The organism is Roseinatronobacter sp. S2, from assembly GCF_029581395.1.
Taxonomy (GTDB): Bacteria; Pseudomonadota; Alphaproteobacteria; order Rhodobacterales; family Rhodobacteraceae; genus Roseinatronobacter.
On the sequence record NZ_CP121113.1, the window covers coordinates 2,759,319 to 2,782,500 of the forward strand.

Genomic DNA, 23,182 nt, shown 5'->3' on the forward strand with positions numbered 1-23,182 from the left:
TGGGCAAGCCTTGACGACATGACAAGGTGTAAAAACGACGCCTTGTGCGAATGCTGCGGCACCTTGCGCGCCTGCCTGCAACCGCCTAAGAAATAGGCATCATTTCTGCGAAAGGCCCCGCATGCACATTTGCCGCACCAAAGCTGCAATCCGCGCCACAGTTCGCGACTGGCGCATAACCGGCGCGCCGGTCGTTCTGGTGCCCACGATGGGCTTTTTGCATGACGGGCATCTGTCGCTGATGCGCATTGCCCGCGAACGCGCGGGCAATGACGGGCGGGTGGTCGCCACGATTTTCGTCAACCCCACGCAATTCGGCCCCGGCGAGGATCTGGACAGCTACCCCCGCGATGAAGCGCGCGATTTCGACCTGCTGCGCGGCGCGGGCGTGGATGCAGTATTCGCCCCTGACGCGCACGACGTATACGACCCGCAAGCGCAAACCATTGTGGAAACAACCGAACTGGCGCGTATGTTGATCGGCAAGCTGCGGCCCGGCCATTTCCGCGGTGTGGCCACGATTGTCACCAAATTGTTCAACATCATCCGCCCCGATGCGGCCGTTTTTGGCGAAAAGGATTTCCAGCAACTGGCCGTTATCCGCACCATGGTGCGCGATCTGGACATGGATATCGACATCATTGGCGCCCCCATCTTGCGCGAACACGACGGGCTGGCCATGTCGTCGCGCAATGTCCGGCTGGGTGCGGAAGACCGCGCTGCCGCCCCAATTCTTGCCCGCGCCCTGAACGAAGCGGAAACCATGGCCCCCACGGGCATAACCGCATCGCGGCTGCGGTCGCATGTGCGCGCGACGCTGGAACGCGAACCGCGCGCGCAGGTCCAGTCTGTCGATATTCGTGACGCGGCGTCGCTGGACAGCATTTCCGGCCCCCTGACGCGGCCTGCCGTGATACTGTTGGCCGTCAAATTCGGCACTGTTTTCTTGATAGACAACCGTGTCGTTCACCCCACGAAGGAGACAACATGAGCATCACCGCACCTGTCCGCCGCATAACCGTGCCACAACTTCGCGCAAGAAAGGGCGGCGATCCGATTGTGTCGCTTACATCCTATCATGCGCATACCGCCGCGATTGTCGACAAATACGCCGATTTCATTCTGGTGGGTGACAGCCTTGGCATGGTGATGCACGGCATGGACAGCACCATTGGCGTGCCGCTGGATCTGATGATCATGCATGGACGCGCGGTGGTGCGCGGCACCAAACGCGCGCTGATCGTGGTGGATATGCCCTTTGGCACCTATGAAGAAAGCCCCAACATGGCCTTTCGCAATGCCGCCCAGATCATGAAGGAAACCGGCTGCGGTGCGGTCAAACTGGAAGGGGGCGCGCGCATGGCGGAAACCATCCATTTCCTGAGCGAACGTGGCATTCCTGTGATGGCGCATATCGGCCTGACGCCCCAATCCAGCCATGTCATGGGCGGGTTCAAGACCCAGGGCCGCGATGAAGATACATGGGCCGCCCATATCAATGACGCGGTCGCGGTGGCCGAGGCAGGCGCATTCGCCACGGTGGTCGAAGGCGTGGTTGAACCGCTGGCCCGCAAGATTACCGCCGCCGTGGGTATTCCCACAATCGGCATTGGCGCATCGGCGCAATGTGACGGGCAGATACTGGTGCTGGAAGACATGCTTGGCCTGAACCCGTGGGTGCCCAAATTCGTCAAGAAATACGGCGATCTTGGCCCCGCAATTGAACAGGCCGTGTCCGACTACGCAGAAGAAGTCAAATCCCGCAGCTTCCCCGGTGAAGATAACGTCTACCGCTGAATGCGCAGCTTTCGGGTCGAAACGACACCGCCTGCGCAATAGGCTGTGTCCGACCAATGCCGAAAGGGCGCAGAATGGATGATCACGACGAACAATCGCCCAGCTATCACTACCGCGTAATGGAACGCGCGATTGCACTGATTGATGCCCCGGGGGGACGGGCGCGCACGCTGGATGATCTGGCGCGCGACATGGGCATGAGTGCCGCGCATTTCCAGCGCCTGTTCAGCCAGTGGGTCGGCGTGTCGCCAAAACGCTATCAGCAATATCTGACACTGGGACATGCCCGCGCGCTGATGGCGGAACGTTTCACCACGCTGCATGCAGCGCAGGAACTGGGCCTGTCGGGGTCCGCGCGGTTGCATGACCTGTTTGTGCGCTGGGAAGCCATGTCGCCGGGCGAATATGCCCGCAAGGGGGCTGGGCTGGTCATCCGCTATGGCTGGTTCGACAGCCCGTTCGGGCAGGCATTGGCCATGGCCACACCAAAGGGGCTTTGCGGTCTGGCCTTCGCAGGCCCCGACGGGCAGGACCAGACCCTTGACGACATGGTGCGGCGCTGGCCGCTGGCCGAATACATCCATGACCCCGACGCCCCTGCCCCGCATGTGGCCGCCGCATTCGGGCATCGCGGCGAAGGGCGGCTGCACCTGATGGGCACACCATTCCAGATAAAGGTGTGGGAGGCCCTGCTGCATATCCCGCCCGGTCATGTCAGCAGCTATGGCGAGATTGCGCGCCGTGTGTGCTCAAACAAGGCGGCGCGCGCGGTGGGCAGTGCGGTGGGGCGCAACCCCATCGGGTTTGTCATTCCCTGCCACCGCTGCCTGCAAGGGAACGGGGCGCTGGGGGGCTATCACTGGGGGCTTGCGCGCAAGCGTGCGATGCTGGGGCGCGAGTCTGCGCAACTGGATGCAGCCGCGCCCGCCATCGCGTCAAAGGAACACATTTCCGTGGGCCTTGGAACTAAATCTGACGTTATGCGTTAACAGGGGTATAAGGCACAAATATTGTCCGACGTCTGAAAGGTGTATCATGAGACTGTCTGCATCTGCATTACCCTTGGCCATAGCCGCCTTCGCACTGGCTGCCTGCGCCCCTGATCCCAACAACCCGCAAAACCGCACCATGACGGGTGCGCTGACCGGCGCTGCCGTGGGCGGTGTCATCGGGGCCGCAACCGGCGATGGTGGCGGGCGACGTGCGGCTGCGGGTGCGCTGATCGGCGGCACCGCCGGCGCATTGGTCGGCCAGCAACTTGACCGGCAGGCCGCTGAACTGCGCCGCCAGCTTGGCAACAATGTCGACATCCGCAACACCGGACAGGAACTGATCCTGACCCTGCCGCAGGATTTGCTGTTTGCCACCGACAGCGCAACCTTGCGCCCGGACCTGCAACAGGATCTGCGCATCATCGCACAGAACCTGGTCAGCCATCCGCGCAGCGATGTGGTTGTCGTAGGCCATACCGATAACGTCGGTGCCGCATCCTATAATCAGGGGCTGTCCGAACGCCGTGCCGCATCCGTGGCACAAGTTCTGCGCAGCGCGGGCGTTGGCTCCAACCGTATCCAGACCATGGGTCGCGGCCTGACACAGCCTGTGGCGAACAATTCCACCGCTGCCGGACGCCAGCAAAACCGGCGCGTCGAAATCTTTATCCGCCCGCACCAACCGGCATAAGCGGACCATCACTTCACGAAAGGGCCAGCCAGACTGGCCCTTTTTTATTGCGCCCACATTCTGACGGTCCTATTCATTGTCCGACTTCACGCTGGCGGGACACGCCCGAACAGAACCGGCCATTCGCGGCAGGAGGCGCAATGCCCTTTCAACGTATTCAACCCGAAAAGCTGTCACACAGCGTCGAGCGGCAGATCGAATTGCTGCTGTTGCGCGGCATTCTGCGGCCGGGTGAACGCCTGCCATCCGAACGCGAGCTGGCCGACAAGCTTGGTGTGTCGCGCCCGTCCCTGCGCGAGGCGCTTGCCACCTTGCAAGATCGCGGGCTGCTGACCACACGCGCAGGCGCCGGTGTCTATGTCGAGGAATTGCTGGATTCCGCGTTTTCCGACACATTGGTGCAGCTTTTTGCAGGACATGACGAAGCGCTGTTTGACTATATCAGCTTTCGCCGCGATCTGGAGGGGATGTCTGCCGAACGCGCCGCGCGCCATGGGTCGGATACCGACCTGCAAATCGTGGATACAGTGTTCAAGAAGATGGAAGCTGCGCATCAGAAACGAAACCCGACAGAAGAAGCGCAGCTTGACGCCGAATTTCACCTGTCCATTGTCGAGGCATCGCATAACATCATCATGCTGCACATGATGCGCGCGATGTTCAACCTGCTGCATGAAGGGGTGTTCTATAACCGTCAGGTCATCTTTCGCAAACCGGCAATCCGCAACGACCTGCTGGCCCAGCACAAGGCCATCAATGACGCCCTACAGGCCCGCGATGCCCCCCGCGCCAGACATGCAGCCGAAAGCCATCTGGATTTCATCGAACAAGTTCTGAGTGATATGAAACGCAGCCAGAAAAACGAAGAAATCGCCAGATTGCGGTTTGAACACGCGCAAGCACGATAACCGAATGCGCCCCCCGTCTGGCCCCCGGCCCACCGCCTGTGTCACCGCATAAAAAAACCCGGCAACATGGCCGGGTTCTTTAAGGGATTTTTCGCAACACGCTTCAGTGCAACCGTTCGTTGACAGACTGAATCGCGTTCTGGATCAACGCATCGCTGCGCGCCGCATCCATCTTCTTTGCAATCAGGTCACCCGCAGCCGCAATAGACACGGCAGTTGCACGGTCACGCACATCACGAATGGCAGCCGCTTCCGCAGATGCAATCTGATCTTCGGCAGCTTTCAGTCGGCGCGTAATGGATGCAGCGATTTCGGCTTTGGCGGTGTCCGCAGCAATCTGTACATCTGCCTTGGCCTTCTCGACGATCCGCGCGGCCTGTTCCTTGACCTCGGTGCGCTTCTTCTCGAATGACGCATGCAGCTCCAGCGCTTCTTCACGCAGGCGGCGGGCGTCTTCCAACTCTGATCTGATGGTTTCTGAACGCTGGTCCAGCATGTCCGTAATCTTTGCAGGCACCTTGAAATAGATCAGGATGCCCACGAAAATGATGAACGCCATCAGCACGATCAGATCGGTGTTATACAACGAAAAGAACGGATACCCTTCGCCTGCCGCGAATGCGGGGCTTGCCAGCACAGTGGCGGCTACTGTAAGTCGCAGCATCATGCAGCCCCCCCTTTCAATCGTGCGGAAACAGCAGCAGTTACGCTGCGCGCATCCGCCTTCACGTCGAATGCCGTCAGAATTTCCTTGGTCACATCCCCGGAAACTTCCGTCACCATGGCCATGGCATTGTCCCGGATTTCCGCAATGTGCCGCTCAGACTCAGCCGAACGTGCGGCGATTTCCGCGTTTGCTTTCGCAAGCTGCACATCAAGTTCGGCCTGCATTTCTGCTTTGGCAGCCTCGACAATACGGTTTGCTTCCGTGCGCGCATCGGCAAGTGCCTGATTATACGCGGCCTCGGCCTCTTGGGCCTTCAGCTTGAAATCTTCTGCGGCGGCAATGTCACTGGTGATCGTGCCGCGACGGTCCGCCAGAACGGCGGCGATACGCGGCAGGGCCACGCGCGACATGATAAAATACAGAACCACCATAGTCACCACGAGCCAGAAAATCTGGTTCGAGAAGGTGGTCAGATCCAGTTGGGGCATTCCCGGCCCCGAAGTGGCATCATCTGCCATGTCGTCCCCCTAAGCCCTGAATTGACCGAAGGGGCCACACGGCCCCCCCGGAGGATACATTGTCGGGGTCAGATCAGACAGCGAACATCAGCAGCAGAGCAACGAGGAACGAGAAGATCCCCAGCGCTTCTGCAAACGCGATGCCGATGAACAGCATGGCGGTCTGGCCAGCAGCCGCCGACGGGTTGCGCAGCGCGCCCGACAGGAAGTTGCCTGCAATGTTGCCCACACCGATCGCGGCGCCGCCCATACCGATGGCGGTCAGACCAACACCGATGTACTTGCCCATTTCTGCGATATCGCCTTCCATGTCGTATCTCCTTGAGTTTTGGAATTGGCTGGATTGGTATTCGACCCTTTGGCCCGCGTATCAGTGCGACGGGTGCAATGCGTCACGCAAGTAAACGCAGGTCAGAATGGTGAAAACATAGGCCTGGATGACTGCGACAAGCAGTTCCAGCGCGTAAAGGGCGGTTACCGCCAGCACCGGCACGAAGAAGATCGCCCCCAATGCGCTGGCAAAGCCCGCGAAAACCTTGGCCACGGCATGGCCCGCCATCATCGCACCGGCCAGACGAATGGAATGGCTGATGGGACGTGCAAAATACGAGATCAACTCGATCAGCGCCAGAACGGGGCGCAGCGCCAGCGGTGCGGAACTGACCCAGAACAGGCCCAGAAACTTGGTGCCGTTCAGGATGAAACCCAGCGCCGTCACCGACAGGAACACTGTCAGCGCCAGAACCGCAGTCACCGCGATATGCGATGTGGTGGTGAAGGCAAACGGGATCAGCCCCAGCAGGTTTGCAAACAACACGAACATGAACAGCGTGAATACATGCGGGAAGAAACGCACGGCATCATGTCCGGCGACATCCTCGACCATCTTGTAGATGAAGCCGTAAGCCATTTCTGCCGCCGATTGTCCGCGCGATGGAATGATCGCACGCCTGCGCGCACCCAGAACCATCAGGGCTGTCGCTGCAAGAACGGTCAATGCCATCCACAGTGTGACATTGGTTGGTGTGTACCATGCGATATCACCACCAAACAGCGCCTTAACCTCGAACTGGTCCATTGGCCTGATCGAGAGGCCACCACTTTCATCCGCCACTGGTCTTGTCCCCTTTTTCCGCACCCGTATCACGCAGGGCAGCATCTTCAGCTTGTTCCTGCAACACGCGGGCCGAACGCATCATGGTTTTCACCCCGGCCGCAAAGCCCAACAATGTAAACAACACCAGCAAGAACGGTTGTGTGTCCAAAAGAACATCCAGCCCGTAGCCAATGCCCGCACCGATGCCAAGCCCTGACACCAGTTCGATCACCATCCGCCAGCCCACCTGGGCCATTGAATGATGGTCCTGCCCTGCCCTTGGCGGATTTATCGCGGCCTTGGCCTTGGCGATCCGATCTTCAAGGGCTTTCAGCCGCTCCAATTCGTCACGCTGTGCCATGCCTGCCACCTCCGGCTGCAAGTTGCGCGGAAACTAGGCAGCCACGCGCCCAGAGTCAAGCATGTAAAACGCCCCAGACCTAAACCCAACACACTGATATAATTATATAAAAATATTGACCTGCTGCGCCCCGATCATTGATAGGCGGAATTTGCGGCAAACCCCATATTCAACCATTCAGTTGACCTTTTGGCGTTAGCGCGCAACAAGGATGGCATGACCCATACCCCCGCCCCATCACTGGATCAGGTTTTCATGGCCTTGGCCGATCCGACACGGCGGGCCATACTGGCAATGCTGCTGGAAGACGACATGGCCGTGACCGATGTGGCCCACCCGTTCGACATGTCGCTGGCCGCGATTTCCAAGCATCTGGGCATATTGGCCGCAGCGGGGCTGATAAGTCAGGAAAAGCGCGGGCGGGTCAAATGGTGCCAGCTGGAACCCGACGCCCTGCGCGCCGCCAGCATCTGGATGCAGGCCTTCGGACAGTTCGAAGCCGTCAATCTGGATGCGTTCGAGCGGTTTCTGGAACAGGAACTGCAAACCCCGCTGCCGGATGCATAGGTGCCGCAAAGCTGATGGACCAATGGCCTGAAGCTGTCGTTGTCCGCTTGGATTAAGCCCGCGCCATCGGTGGGCCGGGGTCTGCCGGTCCGACGCCAGTGAAGTTCACTTTATGCAGGCGGCATACTCCTGAGATCAAAGGCTTGAGACACCATCAGAATAATCGGCAGGCCGCGGGACGGCCCACCGATGGCGCGGCGGCCTGCGGCCTTTGCTCCGCGCCTTGGGAAGCTCCCCAATGACCGCTTCAGGCCAATCCCACCCCAAGCAGCATTAGTCCGCCGTGTTGCACGATCTTACGCAATCTGCGCAAACGCATCGCGCAGCGCTTGTGACCACGCCGCCGACATGGCTGCGAATTCTTCGTCATTGGCCTCGATCCGGCGGTATTCGCTGACGCGCAGGGCATCGGTTTCAATGATCGCCATATCCAGCGGCATCCCCACACTCAGATTCGAGCGCAAGGTCGAATCCATCGACAACAGCACAGCCTTGCGTGCCTCGTCCAAGGGGGTGTTGGCAGTAATCACGCGGTCCAGAATGGGCTTGCCGTATTTATGCTCGCCAATCTGCAAATAGGGCGTGTCCTCGGTGGCTTCGATGAAATTGCCTTCGGGATAGATCAGGAACAGCCGCATGCGCCCGCCCTTGCGTTGCCCTGCAACAATCATCGATGCGGTGGCGGCCTGATTCATCCGGTCCATCCGCGCCTGTGTTTCTGCGGTCACCCGTGACAGCATTTCGCCGGTAATCGTGGCCACATCCAGCATGCTTTCGGCCTGCATGATAGATGTGTCCGTCGTTGCTTCAGGATCCTCAATCGCCTCGTTCAAACGCGCGAGAGTCGTTTGCGTGACCGACAGGTTGCCGGCGGTCAGCATGACGATCACCCGCTCACCTGGCTCCTCGAACGTGAACATTTTCCGGTATACGGAAATATTGTCCAGACCCGCGTTGGTGCGCGTGTCCGACAACAAGACCAGACCTTCCTTCAGCAGCATCCCCACGCAATATGTCATCGCGCCTTTCCTTGACAATATGTCAGCCCGCAAGTGTTAGCGCTGCGGCCATGGCGCTGCAAGCGTCATTGTTGCTGCGCCTCGACAACTACGGTGACATCCAGCGCCTCGGCAGCGCCGCCAAGCACAAGCCCGCGAAGGGGGGCTGCATCCTGCGCGTCCAGCCCAGACCCAAGCCGGATATACTGGTCATTGGGACAGCATTTATTCGATGCATCGAACCCGACCCAGCCCAGCCGGTCTATATAGATTTCTGCCCAGGCGTGGCTGGCTTCATGGGCGCTGCCATCCTCAGTCGCATTCAGATAGCCGCTGACATAGCGCGCGGGCAGATCGGCCAGATGGGCGCACGAAATCAGCACCTGCGTATGGTCCTGACACACGCCCGCGCCTTCATTCATCGCCTCGGCGGCGGTGGTATGGGCGTGGGTGGCCCCGGGGCGGTAGGGCAATGCATCCGACACGGCCTCGGACAGCAGATGCGCGCGCTCCAGCGCGGTGGCCGATCCGGCGTCGCGCAACGCATCATTCACCAGATCCACAATCGCGCGGTTGGGCTGCGTCCGCACAGTGTTGCGCATATAGGCGCGCGGCGGCACACGTTCACGGTGGCCGCGCAAAACGCCGGCCGTGTCGATGGTTTCGACCGTGCCCTGCACTGTGACTTCAATATGCTCCACCCGCTTGCGCAAAGACACTGTCTGGATGTAGTCCCCTGCCCCGTCGCGAAACGCCTCGCCAATCAGGGCATCGGGCACGTCGACCTTCCAGTCGATCACCTTCTGGCTGTCACATTTGGCAGGCATCAGGCGCAGGCTTTGGATAATACCGGCAACGGGGCTTTCGAATTCATAGCGCGTCTTGTGAAAAACCGTCAGAATCATCGCGCTTCCCCCGTCAGATACTGGTCATGGATGGATTGCGCCAGCCCGCCGTTTTCATTGATCATGCGCGTCAGGAATTCATGCAACCCTTCGTCAAACACATCATCTATGCGGGCCTCTGCCAACTCGCCCAGAAGGGCGCGGGCGGATTCCTGCGCAGGCGTGGACCGCCCATAGATGCGCGCCAGCTGGTCCAGATGTTCATTCGCTTCGGCATAACATGACAACAGGGATCGCGGGAATTTGGGGTTCAGCAACAGGAAGTGCGCTATCTGCACCGAACTTAATTCCCCGCCATAGGCCCAGTTATAGGCCCTGTGCGCCGACAATGCGCGCAACAGCGTTGTCCATTGGTAATTGTCCAGCCCCGACCCCACATAGGCCACCGATGGCAGCAGCACATAATATTTCACATCCAGCAGCCGCGCCGTATTGTCCGCGCGTTCCACCGCATAGCCCAGATTCATGAAGCTGTAGCCATCGATGCGCAATTGCGTGGATTCAATCGCGCCCCGGATCAGCGAACTGGTGCGGATGGTCCAGTCAGTCAGGTCGGGCGTCGACAGTTTAGACCGCTCCAGCCGCTGCATGGCCATCAGTTCCTGATAGCTGGTATTGATGGCATCCCACACCTGCGATGTCAGCGCCGTGCGCACAATGCGTGCGTTTTCACGCGCGGACCGGATGCAACTGGCGACAGATGACGGGTTTTCCATGTCGAAAAACAGGAAACTTTCGACATTGCGCTGAACAATCTCGCCGTATTTGTCGGTGAAGGGCTGCAACACCCCCTTGCTTTGCAAGATGGCCCCCCATTCGTTGCGATACCCCCCGCCGGTATTGGGCAAAAGCGCATTGCGAAACCCCATGTCCAGCAGGCGGGCAGTGGTTTCCGAGCGTTCCAGAAAGCGTGTCATCCAGAACAGATTCGCGGCTGTACGGCTTAGCATATCATTCCTCCGCGATGACCCAGGTGTCCTTGACGCCGCCACCCTGACTGGAATTGACGACCAGCGACCCGTCGGTCAGGGCAACACGCGTCAACGCACCGGGCACCAGTTCGACATCACGGCCGACAAGGCAATAGGGGCGCAAATCCACATGACGCGGCGCTATGCCTTCCTCTACGAAAGTGGGGCAGGTTGACAGCGCCAATGTGGGCTGGGCGATGTAATTTGACGGGTTTGCCGCCACTTTTGCCGCGAATGTGTCAATCGTGGCGCGGTCCGATGCAGGCCCGACAAGCATGCCATACCCGCCCGACCCGTGCACTTCCTTGACGACCAGTTCGCCGATATTTTCCAGCACATATTTCAGATCATCGGATTTGGCGCATTGCCATGTCGGCACGTTGTCCAGTATCGGGGTTTCCCCCAGATAGAAGCGCACCATTTCGGGCACATAGGTATAGATGGCCTTGTCATCGGCCACACCTGCACCCGGCGCAGAACAGATTGTCACCCCCCCCGAGCGATAGACATTCATCAGCCCCGGAACGCCCAGCGCGGAATCAGGGCGGAAACACAGCGGGTCCAGATATGCATCATCAATGCGGCGATAAATGACATCCACCTTGCGCGGCCCCTCGGTGGTGCGCATCCAGCAAAAATCACCGTCAACAAACAGATCCTGCCCTTCGACCAGTTCAATCCCCATCAGATCGGCCAGAAAGGAATGCTCATAATAGGCCGAATTGAAATGCCCCGGCGTCAGCAGCACCACGCAGGGGTCGCGGTCGCATTTCGCGGGCGCGACAGATGCCAATGTGCGTTTCAGCAGCCGCGCATAGCCATCCACCGGCGCCACGCGGTTTTCCTGAAACAGATGCGGGAACATGCGCATCATGACTTCGCGGTTTTCCAGCATGTAGGACACGCCGGACGGGGTGCGGCAGTTATCTTCCAGCACATAGAATTGCTCGGCCCCGGTGCGCACCAGATCAATGCCCACGATATGGCTGAAAACCCCCAAGGGCGGGCGGAACCCCGCCACGGCAATTTCATACGCGTCATTGCGATACACCAGATCGGCAGGAATAATCCCTGCGCGAATAATCTCGCCCCGGTCATAGACATCGGACAAAAACGCATTCAGCGCGCGGGCACGCTGTTTGATGCCACGCTCCAGCCTGCGCCATTCATGTGCGGTGAACACACGCGGGAACATGTCGAACGGAATCAGCCTGTCAGGATCGCCCCCTTCGCCGTACACCGCAAAGGTAATGCCATAGCGGCGAAACAGATCCTCGGCCTCGGCCTGTTTCAGGGCGCGGAATTCGGCGGGCATATTCTGATACCAGCCTTCCAACATTTGATAGGGTGCCCGTAACCCGTCAGATGCATACATTTCGTTGAAAAAGCTGGTCACCATTGCGCAGAAACTCCGTTATATTGGGTCATCAAAGCAGGTCTGTTCGGAATGTAAAGGTAAACAGAACCTTGCGCCTGAATTATGGGCGCGCAAGCGATGAATTATTCAGCACGGCCCATTCACGTCGGATGCGCGCGCGCCTGACGGGCGTTCAGCCAGTTTATTGCCAGCACCACCAGCAGCACGCCCGCGCCCACCAACTCGACCGTAAACGACGGCCAGAACAGCGCAATAACAGCGGGAACAGCCACCAGCCGCGATGCAATATCCATCCGCCCGAACAAATACCCCTCGATCGCGCTGGCAAAGGCCACAAGCCCCAATATCGCGGTAAACCCTGTCCACAGCACATGCGGCAGCGGGCCACCATAGATGATTTCGGGGTTGAACACCATGAACAGCGGGATCAGATACAGGCCCTTGGCGAATTTCCACGCCTGCATGCTGGTTTCCATGGGTTTCGCGCCCGCCACAGCCGCGCCTGCAAACCCCGCAAGCGCCACGGGGGGCGTCACATTGCTGTCCTGAGAATACCAGAACACCACCAGATGCGCGATCAGAAGCGGGATGCCGAACTCATTATGTAGCGCGGGACCGACCAGCACGATCAGGACAATATAACTGGCCGTCACCGGCAGCCCCAGACCCAGCACCAGCGATGCGATCAGCACCAGCCCCAGCGCCAGCACGATATTGCCCCCCGACAGCGCCACCATCATGGAGCTGAATTTCAGCCCCAGCCCGGTCAGGCCCACAACCCCCACGATGATACCCGCAACCGCACAGGCAATGGATACGGCAACGGCATTGCGCGCGCCCAGTTCCAGCGACTCGTATATCATGCGAAGCCCGCGCATGACGGACGCCTGCACCGCTTCGCGCGTGACCGGACCATCTGCCACAACCGCCCATGCGCCGCGCAGCCCCGCCACGCCCACGACCGACAAAATGGCCCAGAACCCCACCCGCATGGGCGAGATGTTGTTGACCAGCAGCACAACCAGCAACACCAGCGGCACGATGAACTGCCACCCCGCCGCCAACACATGGCGCACAATGGGCAATTCTGCCGCAGACAGCCCCTTCATGCCCTGTTTCATCGCCACGATATGCACGAACAGATAGACTGTGCCCAGATACAGGATCGCCGGAAAAATCGACACCAGAACAATGTCGATATAGGGCACTTGGGTATATTCCGAAATCAGGAACGCGCCAGCGCCCATCAGGGGTGGCGTGATCTGCCCGCCTGTGGATGCCGCCGCTTCAATACCGCCCGCCTGTTTGGGCTTGTAGCCAAGGCGCTTCATCAGCGGGATGGTGAATGCCCCCGTTGTCACCACATTGGCAATCGCCGATCCCGAGATCGACCCCATCCCCGCGCTGGCAATCACGGCAGCCTTCGCAGGGCCGCCCGGCTTGCGCCCTGTTGCCGCAAAGGCCAGATCGATGAAGAACTTGCCCGCGCCGGTTTTTTCCAGAAAGGCCCCGAACAGCACGAACATAAACACGAATGTCGCGGCAACGCCCAAAGGCAGGCCAAATATGCCTTCTTGCCCCAGATACAGCTGCCCCACCAGCCGGTCCACGCTGGCGCCGCGATGCGACAGAATGCCCGGCATCCATTCGCCCACCTGCGGCAAGGCCCCGCGCGGCCCCGCCAGCGCATAGATGATGGCCAGCGCGCCAATGATGGTCAGCCCCAGCCCCACCGCACGGCGGCTGGCTTCCAGCACGGCAATGATGCAGATTATGCCCACGGTAATATCCGTGGCGGTCCACCACCCTGCCCGCGCGATGATGTCATCCAGATACCAGATGATATAAAACCCGCTCAGGAACGCCGCTGTCAGAAACCCCGCATCGATAACCCAGCCCAACGCCCCGCGCGGGCGCGTCTGACCGAAGATGGGGAAAATCAGAAACGCCAGAAACAGCACAAAGCCCAGATGCGCGGTGCGCTGATAAAACAGGCCCAGCGGCTGAATCCCGGCCGTATACAGCTGGAACAGCGACAGCATGATCGCCACTGCCGTGATCAGCCACAGCACAGGGCGCGGCTGCATCGCATCGGCAGATCGCAGGTTTTCAGGGATAACCCCGCCTTCAACCTGATCGGGGGACATGGTGTCGGTGATGCTTGTCTTTGATGCCATTCGGGGCTGCCCTGTCATTGGTGCATGTTGCTCAGGCAATGGGAACCGGTTGTGTCCTGAACATGCGCAATCTGAAGTAAAAAGGATGGCGCGTGCGTATGCAATGAACGCATCATCGTTTAGGGGTGCAAATTCAAATGCAGCCTGACGCGCGCGCCGCGGGCCACATAGTCCGACAAGGGCAATTCCTGCCCTGCCGCTGCCAGTGTGTGCCCGACATGGTCAGACCCGTTGCGCAGGGTCACGCTGTTTGCAGGCATGGCCTCATTAATGTCGACAATCCAGTATCCGCCGTCCTGCGCGGACACCAATCTGCCACGGCCCGCCACCTCGCCCAGACCTGCGGCGAAATCATGCAGGAAACTGCGCGTCAGGGTCAGTTGGCCCGCATTGTTTTCAAAGCAATCGGCCACAGCGCCCCCTGTTACGGAATGCGACCAGCGCAGGCAGATTTCCGCGCCGTCCCGCATGGGCAGTTGCGCCAGCACCGCGCCGCCATCGTCATGCAGTTGCAAGGCCGGGTCGGCGGCAGCGGCGTCCGGCAGGACCATGACAGGCAACAGACATAGGGCGGCAACCAGATGCCGCCCCGCAGCCCTGCGCGTCACGGGCGTTGGTGGTCCTGCGCTGTTGCACCCGCTTCTTCCAGATAGCGCAGCGCGCCGGGATGGAAGGGGATGGGCGTGGAATCAACACTGAATTCAACCGTCGTATCATTCGCGGCCGGATGAATGGCGATCAACTCGTCGACATTCTCATACATCGCCTTGGTGATGTTATAGGCCAGTTCCTCATCCATATCGGCATGCACAATCAGCACATTCGGCGTTGAAATGGTCAACACCGGCTCTGCCATCCCGTCATACAGCCCTTCGCGCAGGGTATAGGGGGCAAATGTCGGCTCTGCCGCGATCGCGGCGGCGATTTCTTCGGTGGTCAGGGGCACAAGCGTGATGGACCGCGTTGTGGCAAGGTTCATGATGGAACTGGTGGGCGGGCCAACACTCCAGAAGCCCGCGTCAATATCGCCGTCGCGCAGTGCATCGGCGGTTTCATTGAAGTTCAGGCGCTGTTCGCTGATGTCATCATAGGTGATGCCATTGGCCGCCAGCAGGGTTTGCGCACTGACTTCGGTGCCGGACCCCGGCGCGCCAACAGACACACGCTTGCCGCGCAGGTCATCAAGGCCGGTAATGCCGCTGTCGGCCAGTGTCACAATCTGCACCGCGTTGGGATAGATCGACGCGATGGCGCGCAATTCATCCACCTGACGCCCTTCAAACGCGCCCTCGCCATGGAAGGCCTGATACACGGTGTCGGCCAGTGCCAGCGCCAGATCGGAATCGAAGCGCGACACCAGTGCCACGTTTTCCACCGATGCGCCGGTGACTTCCGCACTTGCGGTTGCGCCATCGACATGGCGGTTGATCACTTCGGCCAGACCACCGCCATAGGGAAAGTAAACCCCGCCGGTGCCGCCTGTGGCAATGGACAATTCCTGCGCCTGCACCGGCACCGTCAAAAGGGCCGTTGCAGCGGCAATGGCTGCAAATCTATAAGTCATTGGTATCCTCCCAAGGATCACTGTTATTGTTTTTTCTGATCGTCACGCGATCTATGGAAAGACTAGCCGTGCTTTGCCCGCTGCGCAAGCATTGTGGGCCGGTTTTTGCGGGAGCTTACCCTGCGAAAACCACCGGCAACAGGGATGCCACCAGCAATGCCGCCATTGAATAGTTGAACACCCGCAACCAGTCAGGGCGCTGCAACAGCCGCCGCACCCCCATGCCCAGCCCCGTCCATATAACGGTCGAGGTCCAGCCCACGCTTAAGAACCCCGCAGCCACCCATGCAACCGCCACCCATTCCTGCGTCGGCGCATAAATTGACACCGCCCCCAGCGACATGACCCATGCCTTGGGGTTGACCCATTGAAACGCCGCCGCTTGCAGGAATGTCAGCGGGCGGGTCTTGGTGCTGGTTCCGTCCGGCGGCGCGGCATTGGCAATTTTCCACGCCAGCCACAGCATATAGACGACCGACACCACCTTCAGCGCCATTTGTGCGGGCGGGTAGCTGATGAAAACACCCATCAACCCCACGCCCACCAGAAACACCATTCCCGCATGACCTATGGCGATGCCCGCCATATGCGGCAGCGACCGGCGAAACCCGAAATTCACCCCCGATGCCAGCAACATAACATTATTCGGCCCCGGCGTGGCAGAGGTCACAAAGGCGAAGGCAAGCAGTGCAAGAAAAACTTCTGGTGTCATCATCTCAATCCCATACTTGCGCAAAACTTAATGCAGATTTCAGGAAATTGAATTGCAAATACTGCAAGTCAGACGCATAATTTGCAACTTATGACGGGACTAGACAAAATATCCGAACATATATTGCGCATCCTGACGCAAGAGGGGCGCATTTCCAACCTTGATCTGGCCGAACGCGTGGGGCTGTCGCCGTCAGCATGTTTGCGCCGCGTGCAGGAACTGGAACGCAGGCGCGTCATCACCGGCTACAAGGCCGTGCTGGACCCTTTGCAAACCGGCATCGGCTTCATTGCCTACGTCACTGTAGGCCTGTCGCGCCACACCAAGGCTGCACAGGAAGAATTTGAACGCCTGATGCGCGCAGCCCCGCAAGTGCGCGAATGCCACAACATTACCGGCACGGTCGAATACCTGCTGCGCGTGGAAGTGCGCGATCTGGCGGCTTACAAACATTTCCACACCGATTACATGGGCGCATTCCCCTATCTGGACACATTGACGACCATGGTTGTCATGGGGTCCCCCAAGGACGACCGCGCCTGATCTTTTGCGCGTGCATCTGACCGTAAAACCCGCTATGCTGCACCGCAGCAAAAGGGGTGCACCATGCCAAAAGGGAAAGTGATCACAGTCGCGCAGCAAAAAGGCGGGTCCGGCAAGACCACGCTTGCGGTCAATCTGGGGGCCATGCTGCAACGCGCAGGCCACAAGGTGGCGTTTCTGGACACCGACCCGCAAGGATCATTGGGCCGCTGGTTCATGACCCGCCATCAGGCAGGCCGCAGCGACGGGCTTGAATTTTCCACCGCCTCTGCATGGGGTGTGGGCTATGAGGTGGGCAAGCTGCGCGATATGGCCGAATTCGTCATCATCGACACGCCCCCCAAGGCCGATGCCGACCTGCGCCCTGCCCTGCGCGAAGCTGATCTGGTGGTCGTGCCTGTGGCCTCCAGCCATGTGGACCTGTGGGCCACCGAAGGGGTTCTGGATCTGGCCCGCCGCGAAGGGCGCGACGTTCTGGTGGTGCTGAACCGCGCGCGTGCGGGCACACGGCTGGGCGTGGAAATTGCCGAAGCGGCCGGCGCACTGGACGCAGCCCTTGCCCAGACCCAGATCGCCAACCGCGTGGCCTATGCCGAAACGCTGGGTCAGGGGATGGCCGGACATGAAGGCGCGCGCACCCCCGCCATCCGCGCTGAACAGGACGCGCTGCTGGCCGAAATTCTGGACCGGCTGCAACAACAGGACTGACAGCATCTCGCGCAAAAGCGGGAACCGGTTTTGCGCTTTCTGAACATGCGTTATCAAAAGCTTGAAGCGGGGCGCGTGACTGCAAATGAACGCAGGCACGCACTGAGCGCCGCTTGCCCATGGACGGGGCACGGCGCTTGCGCTATCAGCAACGCGCATTCCGTCAAGAAAGGTGCGCGTATGTCCGGCCACGGCCCCGCAATTCCAATGACCGCCCGCAAATCCGCGCCCCTGCGCGGCACAGCGCAGATTCCCGGTGACAAATCCATTTCCCACCGCGCCCTGATCCTTGGCGCACTGTCCGTGGGCGAAACCCATGTGACAGGGCTGCTGGAAGGGCAGGATGTGCTGGACACCGCCCGCGCCATGCGTGCCTTCGGGGCCGAGGTTGTCCAGAACGCGCCGGGCGACTGGAGCGTGCATGGCGTGGGTGTGGGCGGTTTCCGCGAACCTGATGGCGTGATTGATTGCGGCAATTCCGGCACCGGTGTGCGGCTGATCATGGGCGCCATGGCCACCACCGACATCACCGCCACATTCACCGGTGATGCCAGCCTGAACAAACGCCCCATGGGCCGCGTCACCGACCCGCTGGCGCTGTTTGGTGCGCAGGCGGTCGGGCGGCGCGGCGGGCGTTTGCCAATGACAGTCATCGGCGCGCAAGACCCAGTGCCCGTGCGCTACCAGGTGCCGATGCCATCCGCGCAGGTAAAATCAGCCGTGTTGCTGGCGGGGCTGAACGCACCGGGGCAGACGGTCGTTGTTGAATCTGAACCCACCCGCGACCATTCCGAACGCATGCTGCGCGGCTTTGGCGCGGACATCACGGTTGAGGATACGGACGAAGGCCGCGTCATCACCCTGACCGGCCAGCCGGAATTGCGCGGCCAGTCCGTGGCCGTTCCGCGCGATCCCAGTTCCGCCGCATTTCCTGTATGTGCCGCATTGATGGTGCAGGATTCCGACATTCTGGTGCCCGGCGTCAGCCAGAACCCCACAAGAAATGGCATTTTTACAACATTGCAGGAAATGGGCGCTGATCTTGTGATGGAAAACCCCCGCATTGAAGGCGGCGAGCCGGTGGCAGATTTGCGGGTGCGGTTTTCCACCCTCAAAGGGGTCGATGTCCCCCCCGAACGCGCCGCCAGCATGATTGACGAATACCCGATCCTGTCGGCGCTTGCCGCCACCGCCGAAGGGGTCACCACCATGCGCGGCGTCAAGGAATTGCGCGTCAAGGAATCGGATCGTCTGGATGCGATGGCGCGCGGGCTGGAAGCTTGCGGTGTCCGCGTGAGCGAGACCGAAGACAGCCTGACTGTTTATGGCATGGGCACAGGCGGCGTTCCGGGCGGAGCCACGGTGCAGACCCATCTGGACCACCGCATCGCCATGAGCTTTTTGTGCCTTGGCCTTGCATCGCAAAAGCCGGTAACGATTGATGACGCCACGCCCATCGCGACATCATTTCCCGCGTTTGAAGGGTTGATGGCCGGTCTGGGCGGGCAGATCACGCGCAACAATTCCTGAAGCTGGGTGACCGTCAGGCTGGTTGAGAATGGCCTTTTGAAGACATCGGGAAAGCCCAAAGGCGCGGAATCAAGGGCGCAGCCCGCCGCGCCATAGGTCTGGCCGTCCCGCGGCCTTCCGATTTGGCTGATGGTATGCCAAGCCTTTGAGCACAGAAGTATGCAGCCTGCATAAACTGCACATCTCAAATGTCGGATCGGCAGACCCCGGCCCACCGATGGCGCGGGCTTTATTCATGCCCGAATGACCGTCGAAAGACAAATACCGCAATTCAAATCAGTTCCAGCACCAAAAAAAGCCCCCGCAAATGCGGGGGCTTTTGTTCCGAATACCGGCTGATCAGCAGCTGTAATACATCGCATATTCGATCGGGTGGGGTGTGTGCTCATAGGCATACACTTCTTCCCATTTCAGATCGATATAGGCCATGATCTGATCCTTGGTGAACACATCACCGGCCAGCAGGAAGTCGTGATCGGCAGCAAGGCTGTCCAGCGCTTCGCGCAAGGATGCGCAAACCGTGGGGATGCCTTCCAGCTCTTCTGGCGGCAGATCATACAGGTCCTTGTCAGACGCAGGGCCCGGATCGATCTTGTTCTTGATCCCGTCAAGGCCCGCCATCAGCAATGCAGCAAATGCCAGATAGGGGTTTGCAGACGGGTCGGGGAAACGGGCTTCGACGCGTTTCGCCTTGGGGCTTTCGGTCCATGGGATACGGATACAACCCGACCGGTTGCGTGCCGAGAATGCGCGCAGAACGGGTGCTTCAAAACCGGGGATCAGGCGTTTGTAGCTGTTGGTTGTGGGGTTGGTAAACGCGTTCAGCGTCTTGGCATGTTTCAGAATGCCACCAATGAACCACAGCGCTTCCTGGCTAAGATCGGCGTATTTGTCGCCTGCAAACAGCGGCTTGCCATCTTTCCAGATCGACATGTTTACATGCATGCCGGTGCCGTTGTCGCCCTTGACAGGCTTGGGCATGAAGGTTGCCGTCTTGCCATAGGCGTCTGCGACATTGCGCACGACATACTTGTATTTCATGATTTCGTCAGCCTGCTTGGTCAGCGATCCGAAGATCAGGCCAAGTTCATGCTGCGCGGATGCCACTTCCGTATGATGCTTGTCGACCTTCATGCCCATGTCTTTCATGGTGGTCAACATTTCAGAACGCATGTCCTGATTGGCATCCATCGGATTCATGGCAAAGTAGTGGCCCTTGACGCCCGGACGGTGGCCGGTATTGCCGGTGTCATATTCGGTGTCAGAATTCCATGCGGCTTCTTCGGCATCAACCTCGAAGCTGACCTTGTTGATCGAATCGCTGAATTTCACGCTGTCGAACACGAAGAATTCGGCTTCGGGGCCAAAATAGGCGGCGTCGCCAATGCCTGATGATTTCAGGTAGGATTCGGCCTTTTCGGCGGTGCCGCGCGGGTCACGCTCATAAGGCTCGTTGGTGTCGGGTTCCACGATGGACGCATGGATCGCAAGCGTTTTCTCGGCATAGAACGGGTCGACATAAACGCTGTCCAGATCGAACACCAGTTTCATATCCGACGCTTCGATACCCTTCCAGCCCGGCACGGACGAGCCGTCAAACATGAACCCTTCTTCAAGGAAATCCTCATCAACCAGATCGCCCACGATGGTCACATGCAGCATACGGCCGCGCGGGTCGGTGAAACGGATATCAAGATATGCGATATCTTCGTCTTGTATAAGTTTCAGAACGTCAGCTGAACTCATGTCTTTTTCCTTCTCTTTGGGAATTAGTTCAGGGGTTTCCCCCAATAAATTGCATCAGGTCAAAGCGCGTCATCACCGCTTTCGCCAGTGCGAATGCGGATCGCTTGCTCGACCGGGGATACGAAAATTTTGCCATCGCCGATTTTCTCGGTGCGGGCGGCGGCGACAATGGCCTCGATGGCCTCATCGACCTGATCGTCTGGCAGGACAATCTCGACTTTCACCTTGGGCAGGAAATCGACGACATATTCAGCACCGCGATACAGTTCGGTATGGCCCTTCTGGCGGCCGAAACCCTTGACCTCCAGAACAGAAAGCCCCTGCACGCCGATATCTTGCAGCGCTTCTTTGACCTCATCAAGCTTGAACGGTTTGATGATCGCTTCGATCTTTTTCATGCCCTCGCCTTTTCGTTTCCTCAAGCCCTCGTCCGGCTTGCCCTGTTCAGATCATGTTCAGACCTTCCTCACAATCTGATAGACTGGAACTTGGGTATGACAAAACACCCAATCAGCAACGCGGCCCTAAAAATAATCAATGTGACTAATTTTTGTGCATTTTGGAAAAAGCGGGTTTGGAAAAATGGTTGAAATACTGACATCCGCCCAAATGCGCGCCGTTGAACGCGCTGCTATCGATTCTGGCACGGCCACCGGACTGGAATTGATGGAATGCGCAGGGCAGAAGGTGATCGATGAAACCTTGCGTCACTGGGGTATTGATCAAGAATCACCATGCAGTGCCCTAATTTTGTGCGGTCCGGGAAATAACGGCGGCGATGGCTTCGTCATGGCGCGGCTGCTGGCCGAACGTGGCTGGCAGGTGACGGCGTGCCTGTATGGCGATCATGACAAGCTGCCACCGGATGCACGGCGCAATCATGACAGATGGGCGCGCAGCGCTGCGGTGCATCCCCTGACGCGCACAATCGCGGATGCACTTGCCCCCGACACCTTTATCATCGACGCGCTGTTTGGCACCGGACTGACCCGCGCGCTTGATCCGAAGCTTGCCGAAATACTGCAAGAACTGGCGCGCAAAGCTGCGCGCGGGCGCATTGCCATTGACGCCCCAAGCGGCCTTTGCATGGATAGCGGGCGGGCACTGGGCTATGTGCTGTCCGCTGATCTGACAGTGACATTCCACCGCGCCAAGATCGGGCATTATCTGACTGACGGGCCGGATGCCTGTGGCGCGCTGAAAGTTGCGGATATTGGCCTGCACAGCAATTTCGCGCCCTTTGCGCACACAGCACTGCTGGACCGGACCGCCGCACAGGGGGCACAAAAAACCGTCAACGGGCATAAATATACACATGGGCACGCGCTTGTGCTGTCGGGCGGGCCGGGCAAGGGCGGCGCGGGCCGCCTTGCTGCGCGCGCGGCATTGCGCATCGGCGCAGGGGTTGTGACATTGGGCTGCCCGCCTGCGGCACTGCAAGAAAACGCCTGTCGGCTGGACGCCGTAATGCTGCACCCGCTGCGCGATGGCGATGATCTGGCGCGCGCGCTTTCGGATACCCGCCTGAACGCGCTTTGCCTTGGTCCGGGCGGCGGGCTGGGCACGCGCGAAGGCGGCCTGCTGCGCGCCGCATTGCACGCAGACAGGCCCACTGTGCTTGATGCCGATGCGCTGACACTATTGGCGCAAGGTGCGGCGGGGTTTGACGCGCTTGGCCCTGATGTGGTTCTGACCCCGCACGCAGGCGAATTCGCGCGCCTGTTCCCCGATCTTGCAGCCAGGTTGCAAGATGCGCCAACACGCGGACCGGCATATTCCAAACGCGATGCGACCCGCGATGCCGCCGCGCGCGCAGGATGCGTGGTGCTGCTGAAAGGGCGCGACACCACGATTGCCGCCCCTGACGGGCGCTGCGCCATCAACTCTGCCTGTTACGACCACGCAGCGCCATGGCTGGCCACAGCAGGGGCGGGCGATGTGCTGGCGGGCATGATTGCGGGTTTGCTGGCCCGCGGCCTGCCTGCCTTTGACGCGGCGTGTGCCGCCGCATGGCTGCATGCCGAAACAGCGCGCCAGTTCGGCCCCGGCCTGATTGCAGAAGACCTGCCGGACACCCTGCCCCGAACGCTGCGCACATTGGAATAAGGCAGGGGAATAAGGCGGGCGCGGGATCGCACACCCGACGCATGCCGCGCGATATACATCGCGCGTTACGCTATAAAAAACTTCCGGTGAATAATGGTAGCCGCTGCGGGACTCGAACCCGCACGCCCATTCGGGCCTCAGATTTTAAGTCTGGTCTGTCTACCAGTTCCAGCAAGCGGCCGTGGTTTTCCACTAGCGCCCTGCGCGGCGCGGCGCAAGCTGTTTCCTTGAACGAAAACAGCCGCCC

25 protein-coding genes and 1 tRNA gene are annotated in these 23,182 nt (G+C 59.8%); 10 read left to right on the plus strand and 16 right to left on the minus strand.

The features are described from left to right. Nucleotides 1-121 precede the first annotated feature (121 nt). The 5 genes from panC (at nucleotide 122) to P8S53_RS13235 (ending at nucleotide 4,388) form a co-directional block, all read left to right on the plus strand. On the plus strand, nucleotides 122-991 hold the full coding sequence (gene panC / locus P8S53_RS13215) for a pantoate--beta-alanine ligase (RefSeq protein ID WP_277804438.1): 870 nt from the start codon (nucleotides 122-124) through the stop codon (nucleotides 989-991). Beyond that, a complete protein-coding gene (gene panB / locus P8S53_RS13220) occupies nucleotides 988-1,797 on the plus strand; it encodes a 3-methyl-2-oxobutanoate hydroxymethyltransferase (RefSeq protein ID WP_277804439.1) in 810 nt (269 codons plus the stop codon). The genes panC and panB overlap by 4 nt, the downstream gene beginning before the upstream one ends. Nucleotides 1,798-1,871: 74 nt before the next feature. Then, nucleotides 1,872-2,786 (plus strand): bifunctional helix-turn-helix domain-containing protein/methylated-DNA--[protein]-cysteine S-methyltransferase, encoded by a 915-nt coding sequence (locus P8S53_RS13225; RefSeq protein WP_277804440.1) that lies wholly within the window; start codon nucleotides 1,872-1,874, stop codon nucleotides 2,784-2,786. A 46-nt stretch (nucleotides 2,787-2,832) separates the two neighbouring features. Then, complete coding sequence (locus P8S53_RS13230) at nucleotides 2,833-3,480, plus strand: OmpA family protein (RefSeq protein ID WP_277804441.1); 648 nt, start codon at nucleotides 2,833-2,835, stop codon at nucleotides 3,478-3,480. A gap of 140 nt (nucleotides 3,481-3,620) precedes the next feature. After that, entirely contained in the window at nucleotides 3,621-4,388 is a 768-nt protein-coding gene (locus P8S53_RS13235) for an FCD domain-containing protein (RefSeq protein WP_277804442.1), read from the plus strand. 103 nt (nucleotides 4,389-4,491) lie between these two features. Here the strand turns inward: P8S53_RS13235 and P8S53_RS13240 are convergent, their stop codons facing one another. The 5 genes from P8S53_RS13240 to P8S53_RS13260 form a co-directional block, all read right to left on the minus strand. Further along, complete coding sequence (locus P8S53_RS13240; RefSeq protein ID WP_277804443.1) at nucleotides 4,492-5,055, minus strand: F0F1 ATP synthase subunit B; 564 nt, start codon at nucleotides 5,053-5,055, stop codon at nucleotides 4,492-4,494. Continuing rightward, nucleotides 5,052-5,573 (minus strand): F0F1 ATP synthase subunit B', encoded by a 522-nt coding sequence (locus tag P8S53_RS13245; protein ID WP_277804444.1) that lies wholly within the window; start codon nucleotides 5,571-5,573, stop codon nucleotides 5,052-5,054. Before P8S53_RS13245 ends, P8S53_RS13240 begins: the two co-directional genes overlap by 4 nt. A gap of 73 nt (nucleotides 5,574-5,646) precedes the next feature. Further along, the gene (locus P8S53_RS13250; protein WP_071470100.1) at nucleotides 5,647-5,883 is read right to left on the minus strand and encodes a F0F1 ATP synthase subunit C; all 237 of its coding nucleotides are present in this window, start codon (nucleotides 5,881-5,883) and stop codon (nucleotides 5,647-5,649) included. Nucleotides 5,884-5,943: 60 nt separating this feature from the next. Then, the gene (locus tag P8S53_RS13255) at nucleotides 5,944-6,651 is read right to left on the minus strand and encodes a F0F1 ATP synthase subunit A (protein WP_306417934.1); all 708 of its coding nucleotides are present in this window, start codon (nucleotides 6,649-6,651) and stop codon (nucleotides 5,944-5,946) included. A 25-nt stretch (nucleotides 6,652-6,676) separates the two neighbouring features. Next, nucleotides 6,677-7,030, minus strand: a complete 354-nt coding sequence (locus tag P8S53_RS13260) for an AtpZ/AtpI family protein (RefSeq protein WP_277804446.1) — start codon at nucleotides 7,028-7,030, stop codon at nucleotides 6,677-6,679. Between the two features lie 216 nt (nucleotides 7,031-7,246). Between P8S53_RS13260 and P8S53_RS13265 the strand changes: the two genes are divergently transcribed. Beyond that, nucleotides 7,247-7,597: a helix-turn-helix transcriptional regulator gene (locus tag P8S53_RS13265; protein ID WP_277804447.1), complete on the plus strand. Its 351-nt coding sequence runs from the start codon at nucleotides 7,247-7,249 to the stop codon at nucleotides 7,595-7,597. A gap of 296 nt (nucleotides 7,598-7,893) precedes the next feature. Here the strand turns inward: P8S53_RS13265 and P8S53_RS13270 are convergent, their stop codons facing one another. From P8S53_RS13270 to P8S53_RS13305, 8 genes are all read right to left on the minus strand, one after another. Next, nucleotides 7,894-8,616, minus strand: coding sequence for a proteasome-type protease (locus tag P8S53_RS13270; RefSeq protein WP_277804448.1), 723 nt, complete (start codon nucleotides 8,614-8,616; stop codon nucleotides 7,894-7,896). 65 nt (nucleotides 8,617-8,681) lie between these two features. Then, nucleotides 8,682-9,500: a transglutaminase family protein gene (locus P8S53_RS13275; RefSeq protein WP_277804449.1), complete on the minus strand. Its 819-nt coding sequence runs from the start codon at nucleotides 9,498-9,500 to the stop codon at nucleotides 8,682-8,684. Further along, nucleotides 9,497-10,450, minus strand: coding sequence for an alpha-E domain-containing protein (locus P8S53_RS13280; protein ID WP_277804450.1), 954 nt, complete (start codon nucleotides 10,448-10,450; stop codon nucleotides 9,497-9,499). The genes P8S53_RS13275 and P8S53_RS13280 overlap by 4 nt, the downstream gene beginning before the upstream one ends. Nucleotide 10,451: 1 nt before the next feature. Beyond that, nucleotides 10,452-11,870 (minus strand): circularly permuted type 2 ATP-grasp protein, encoded by a 1,419-nt coding sequence (locus tag P8S53_RS13285; protein WP_277804451.1) that lies wholly within the window; start codon nucleotides 11,868-11,870, stop codon nucleotides 10,452-10,454. 119 nt (nucleotides 11,871-11,989) lie between these two features. Further along, on the minus strand, nucleotides 11,990-14,026 hold the full coding sequence (locus P8S53_RS13290) for a TRAP transporter permease (protein ID WP_306417810.1): 2,037 nt from the start codon (nucleotides 14,024-14,026) through the stop codon (nucleotides 11,990-11,992). Nucleotides 14,027-14,145: 119 nt separating this feature from the next. Further along, entirely contained in the window at nucleotides 14,146-14,634 is a 489-nt protein-coding gene (locus P8S53_RS13295) for a DUF1850 domain-containing protein (RefSeq protein WP_277804452.1), read from the minus strand. Further along, on the minus strand, nucleotides 14,631-15,590 hold the full coding sequence (locus P8S53_RS13300) for a TAXI family TRAP transporter solute-binding subunit (protein ID WP_277804453.1): 960 nt from the start codon (nucleotides 15,588-15,590) through the stop codon (nucleotides 14,631-14,633). The genes P8S53_RS13295 and P8S53_RS13300 overlap by 4 nt, the downstream gene beginning before the upstream one ends. A gap of 115 nt (nucleotides 15,591-15,705) precedes the next feature. Beyond that, on the minus strand, nucleotides 15,706-16,305 hold the full coding sequence (locus tag P8S53_RS13305; protein WP_277804454.1) for a LysE family translocator: 600 nt from the start codon (nucleotides 16,303-16,305) through the stop codon (nucleotides 15,706-15,708). Nucleotides 16,306-16,392: 87 nt separating this feature from the next. Between P8S53_RS13305 and P8S53_RS13310 the strand changes: the two genes are divergently transcribed. From P8S53_RS13310 to aroA, 3 genes are all read left to right on the plus strand, one after another. After that, nucleotides 16,393-16,845 (plus strand): Lrp/AsnC family transcriptional regulator, encoded by a 453-nt coding sequence (locus P8S53_RS13310; RefSeq protein ID WP_277804455.1) that lies wholly within the window; start codon nucleotides 16,393-16,395, stop codon nucleotides 16,843-16,845. A 63-nt stretch (nucleotides 16,846-16,908) separates the two neighbouring features. Beyond that, the gene (gene parA / locus P8S53_RS13315) at nucleotides 16,909-17,553 is read left to right on the plus strand and encodes a ParA family partition ATPase (RefSeq protein WP_277804456.1); all 645 of its coding nucleotides are present in this window, start codon (nucleotides 16,909-16,911) and stop codon (nucleotides 17,551-17,553) included. 180 nt (nucleotides 17,554-17,733) lie between these two features. Continuing rightward, nucleotides 17,734-19,083: a 3-phosphoshikimate 1-carboxyvinyltransferase gene (gene aroA, locus P8S53_RS13320; protein WP_277804457.1), complete on the plus strand. Its 1,350-nt coding sequence runs from the start codon at nucleotides 17,734-17,736 to the stop codon at nucleotides 19,081-19,083. 339 nt (nucleotides 19,084-19,422) lie between these two features. Here the strand turns inward: aroA and glnA are convergent, their stop codons facing one another. Further along, a complete protein-coding gene (gene glnA, locus P8S53_RS13325; protein WP_277804458.1) occupies nucleotides 19,423-20,829 on the minus strand; it encodes a type I glutamate--ammonia ligase in 1,407 nt (468 codons plus the stop codon). Between the two features lie 59 nt (nucleotides 20,830-20,888). Then, on the minus strand, nucleotides 20,889-21,227 hold the full coding sequence (locus P8S53_RS13330; protein ID WP_277804459.1) for a P-II family nitrogen regulator: 339 nt from the start codon (nucleotides 21,225-21,227) through the stop codon (nucleotides 20,889-20,891). A 184-nt stretch (nucleotides 21,228-21,411) separates the two neighbouring features. On the opposite strand from P8S53_RS13330, the gene P8S53_RS13335 reads away from it, so the two are divergent. Further along, nucleotides 21,412-22,935, plus strand: coding sequence for an NAD(P)H-hydrate dehydratase (locus P8S53_RS13335; protein WP_277804460.1), 1,524 nt, complete (start codon nucleotides 21,412-21,414; stop codon nucleotides 22,933-22,935). A gap of 94 nt (nucleotides 22,936-23,029) precedes the next feature. Here the strand turns inward: P8S53_RS13335 and P8S53_RS13340 are convergent. Beyond that, nucleotides 23,030-23,116 (minus strand) — tRNA-Leu (locus tag P8S53_RS13340). Between the last annotated feature and the right edge of the window lie 66 nt (nucleotides 23,117-23,182).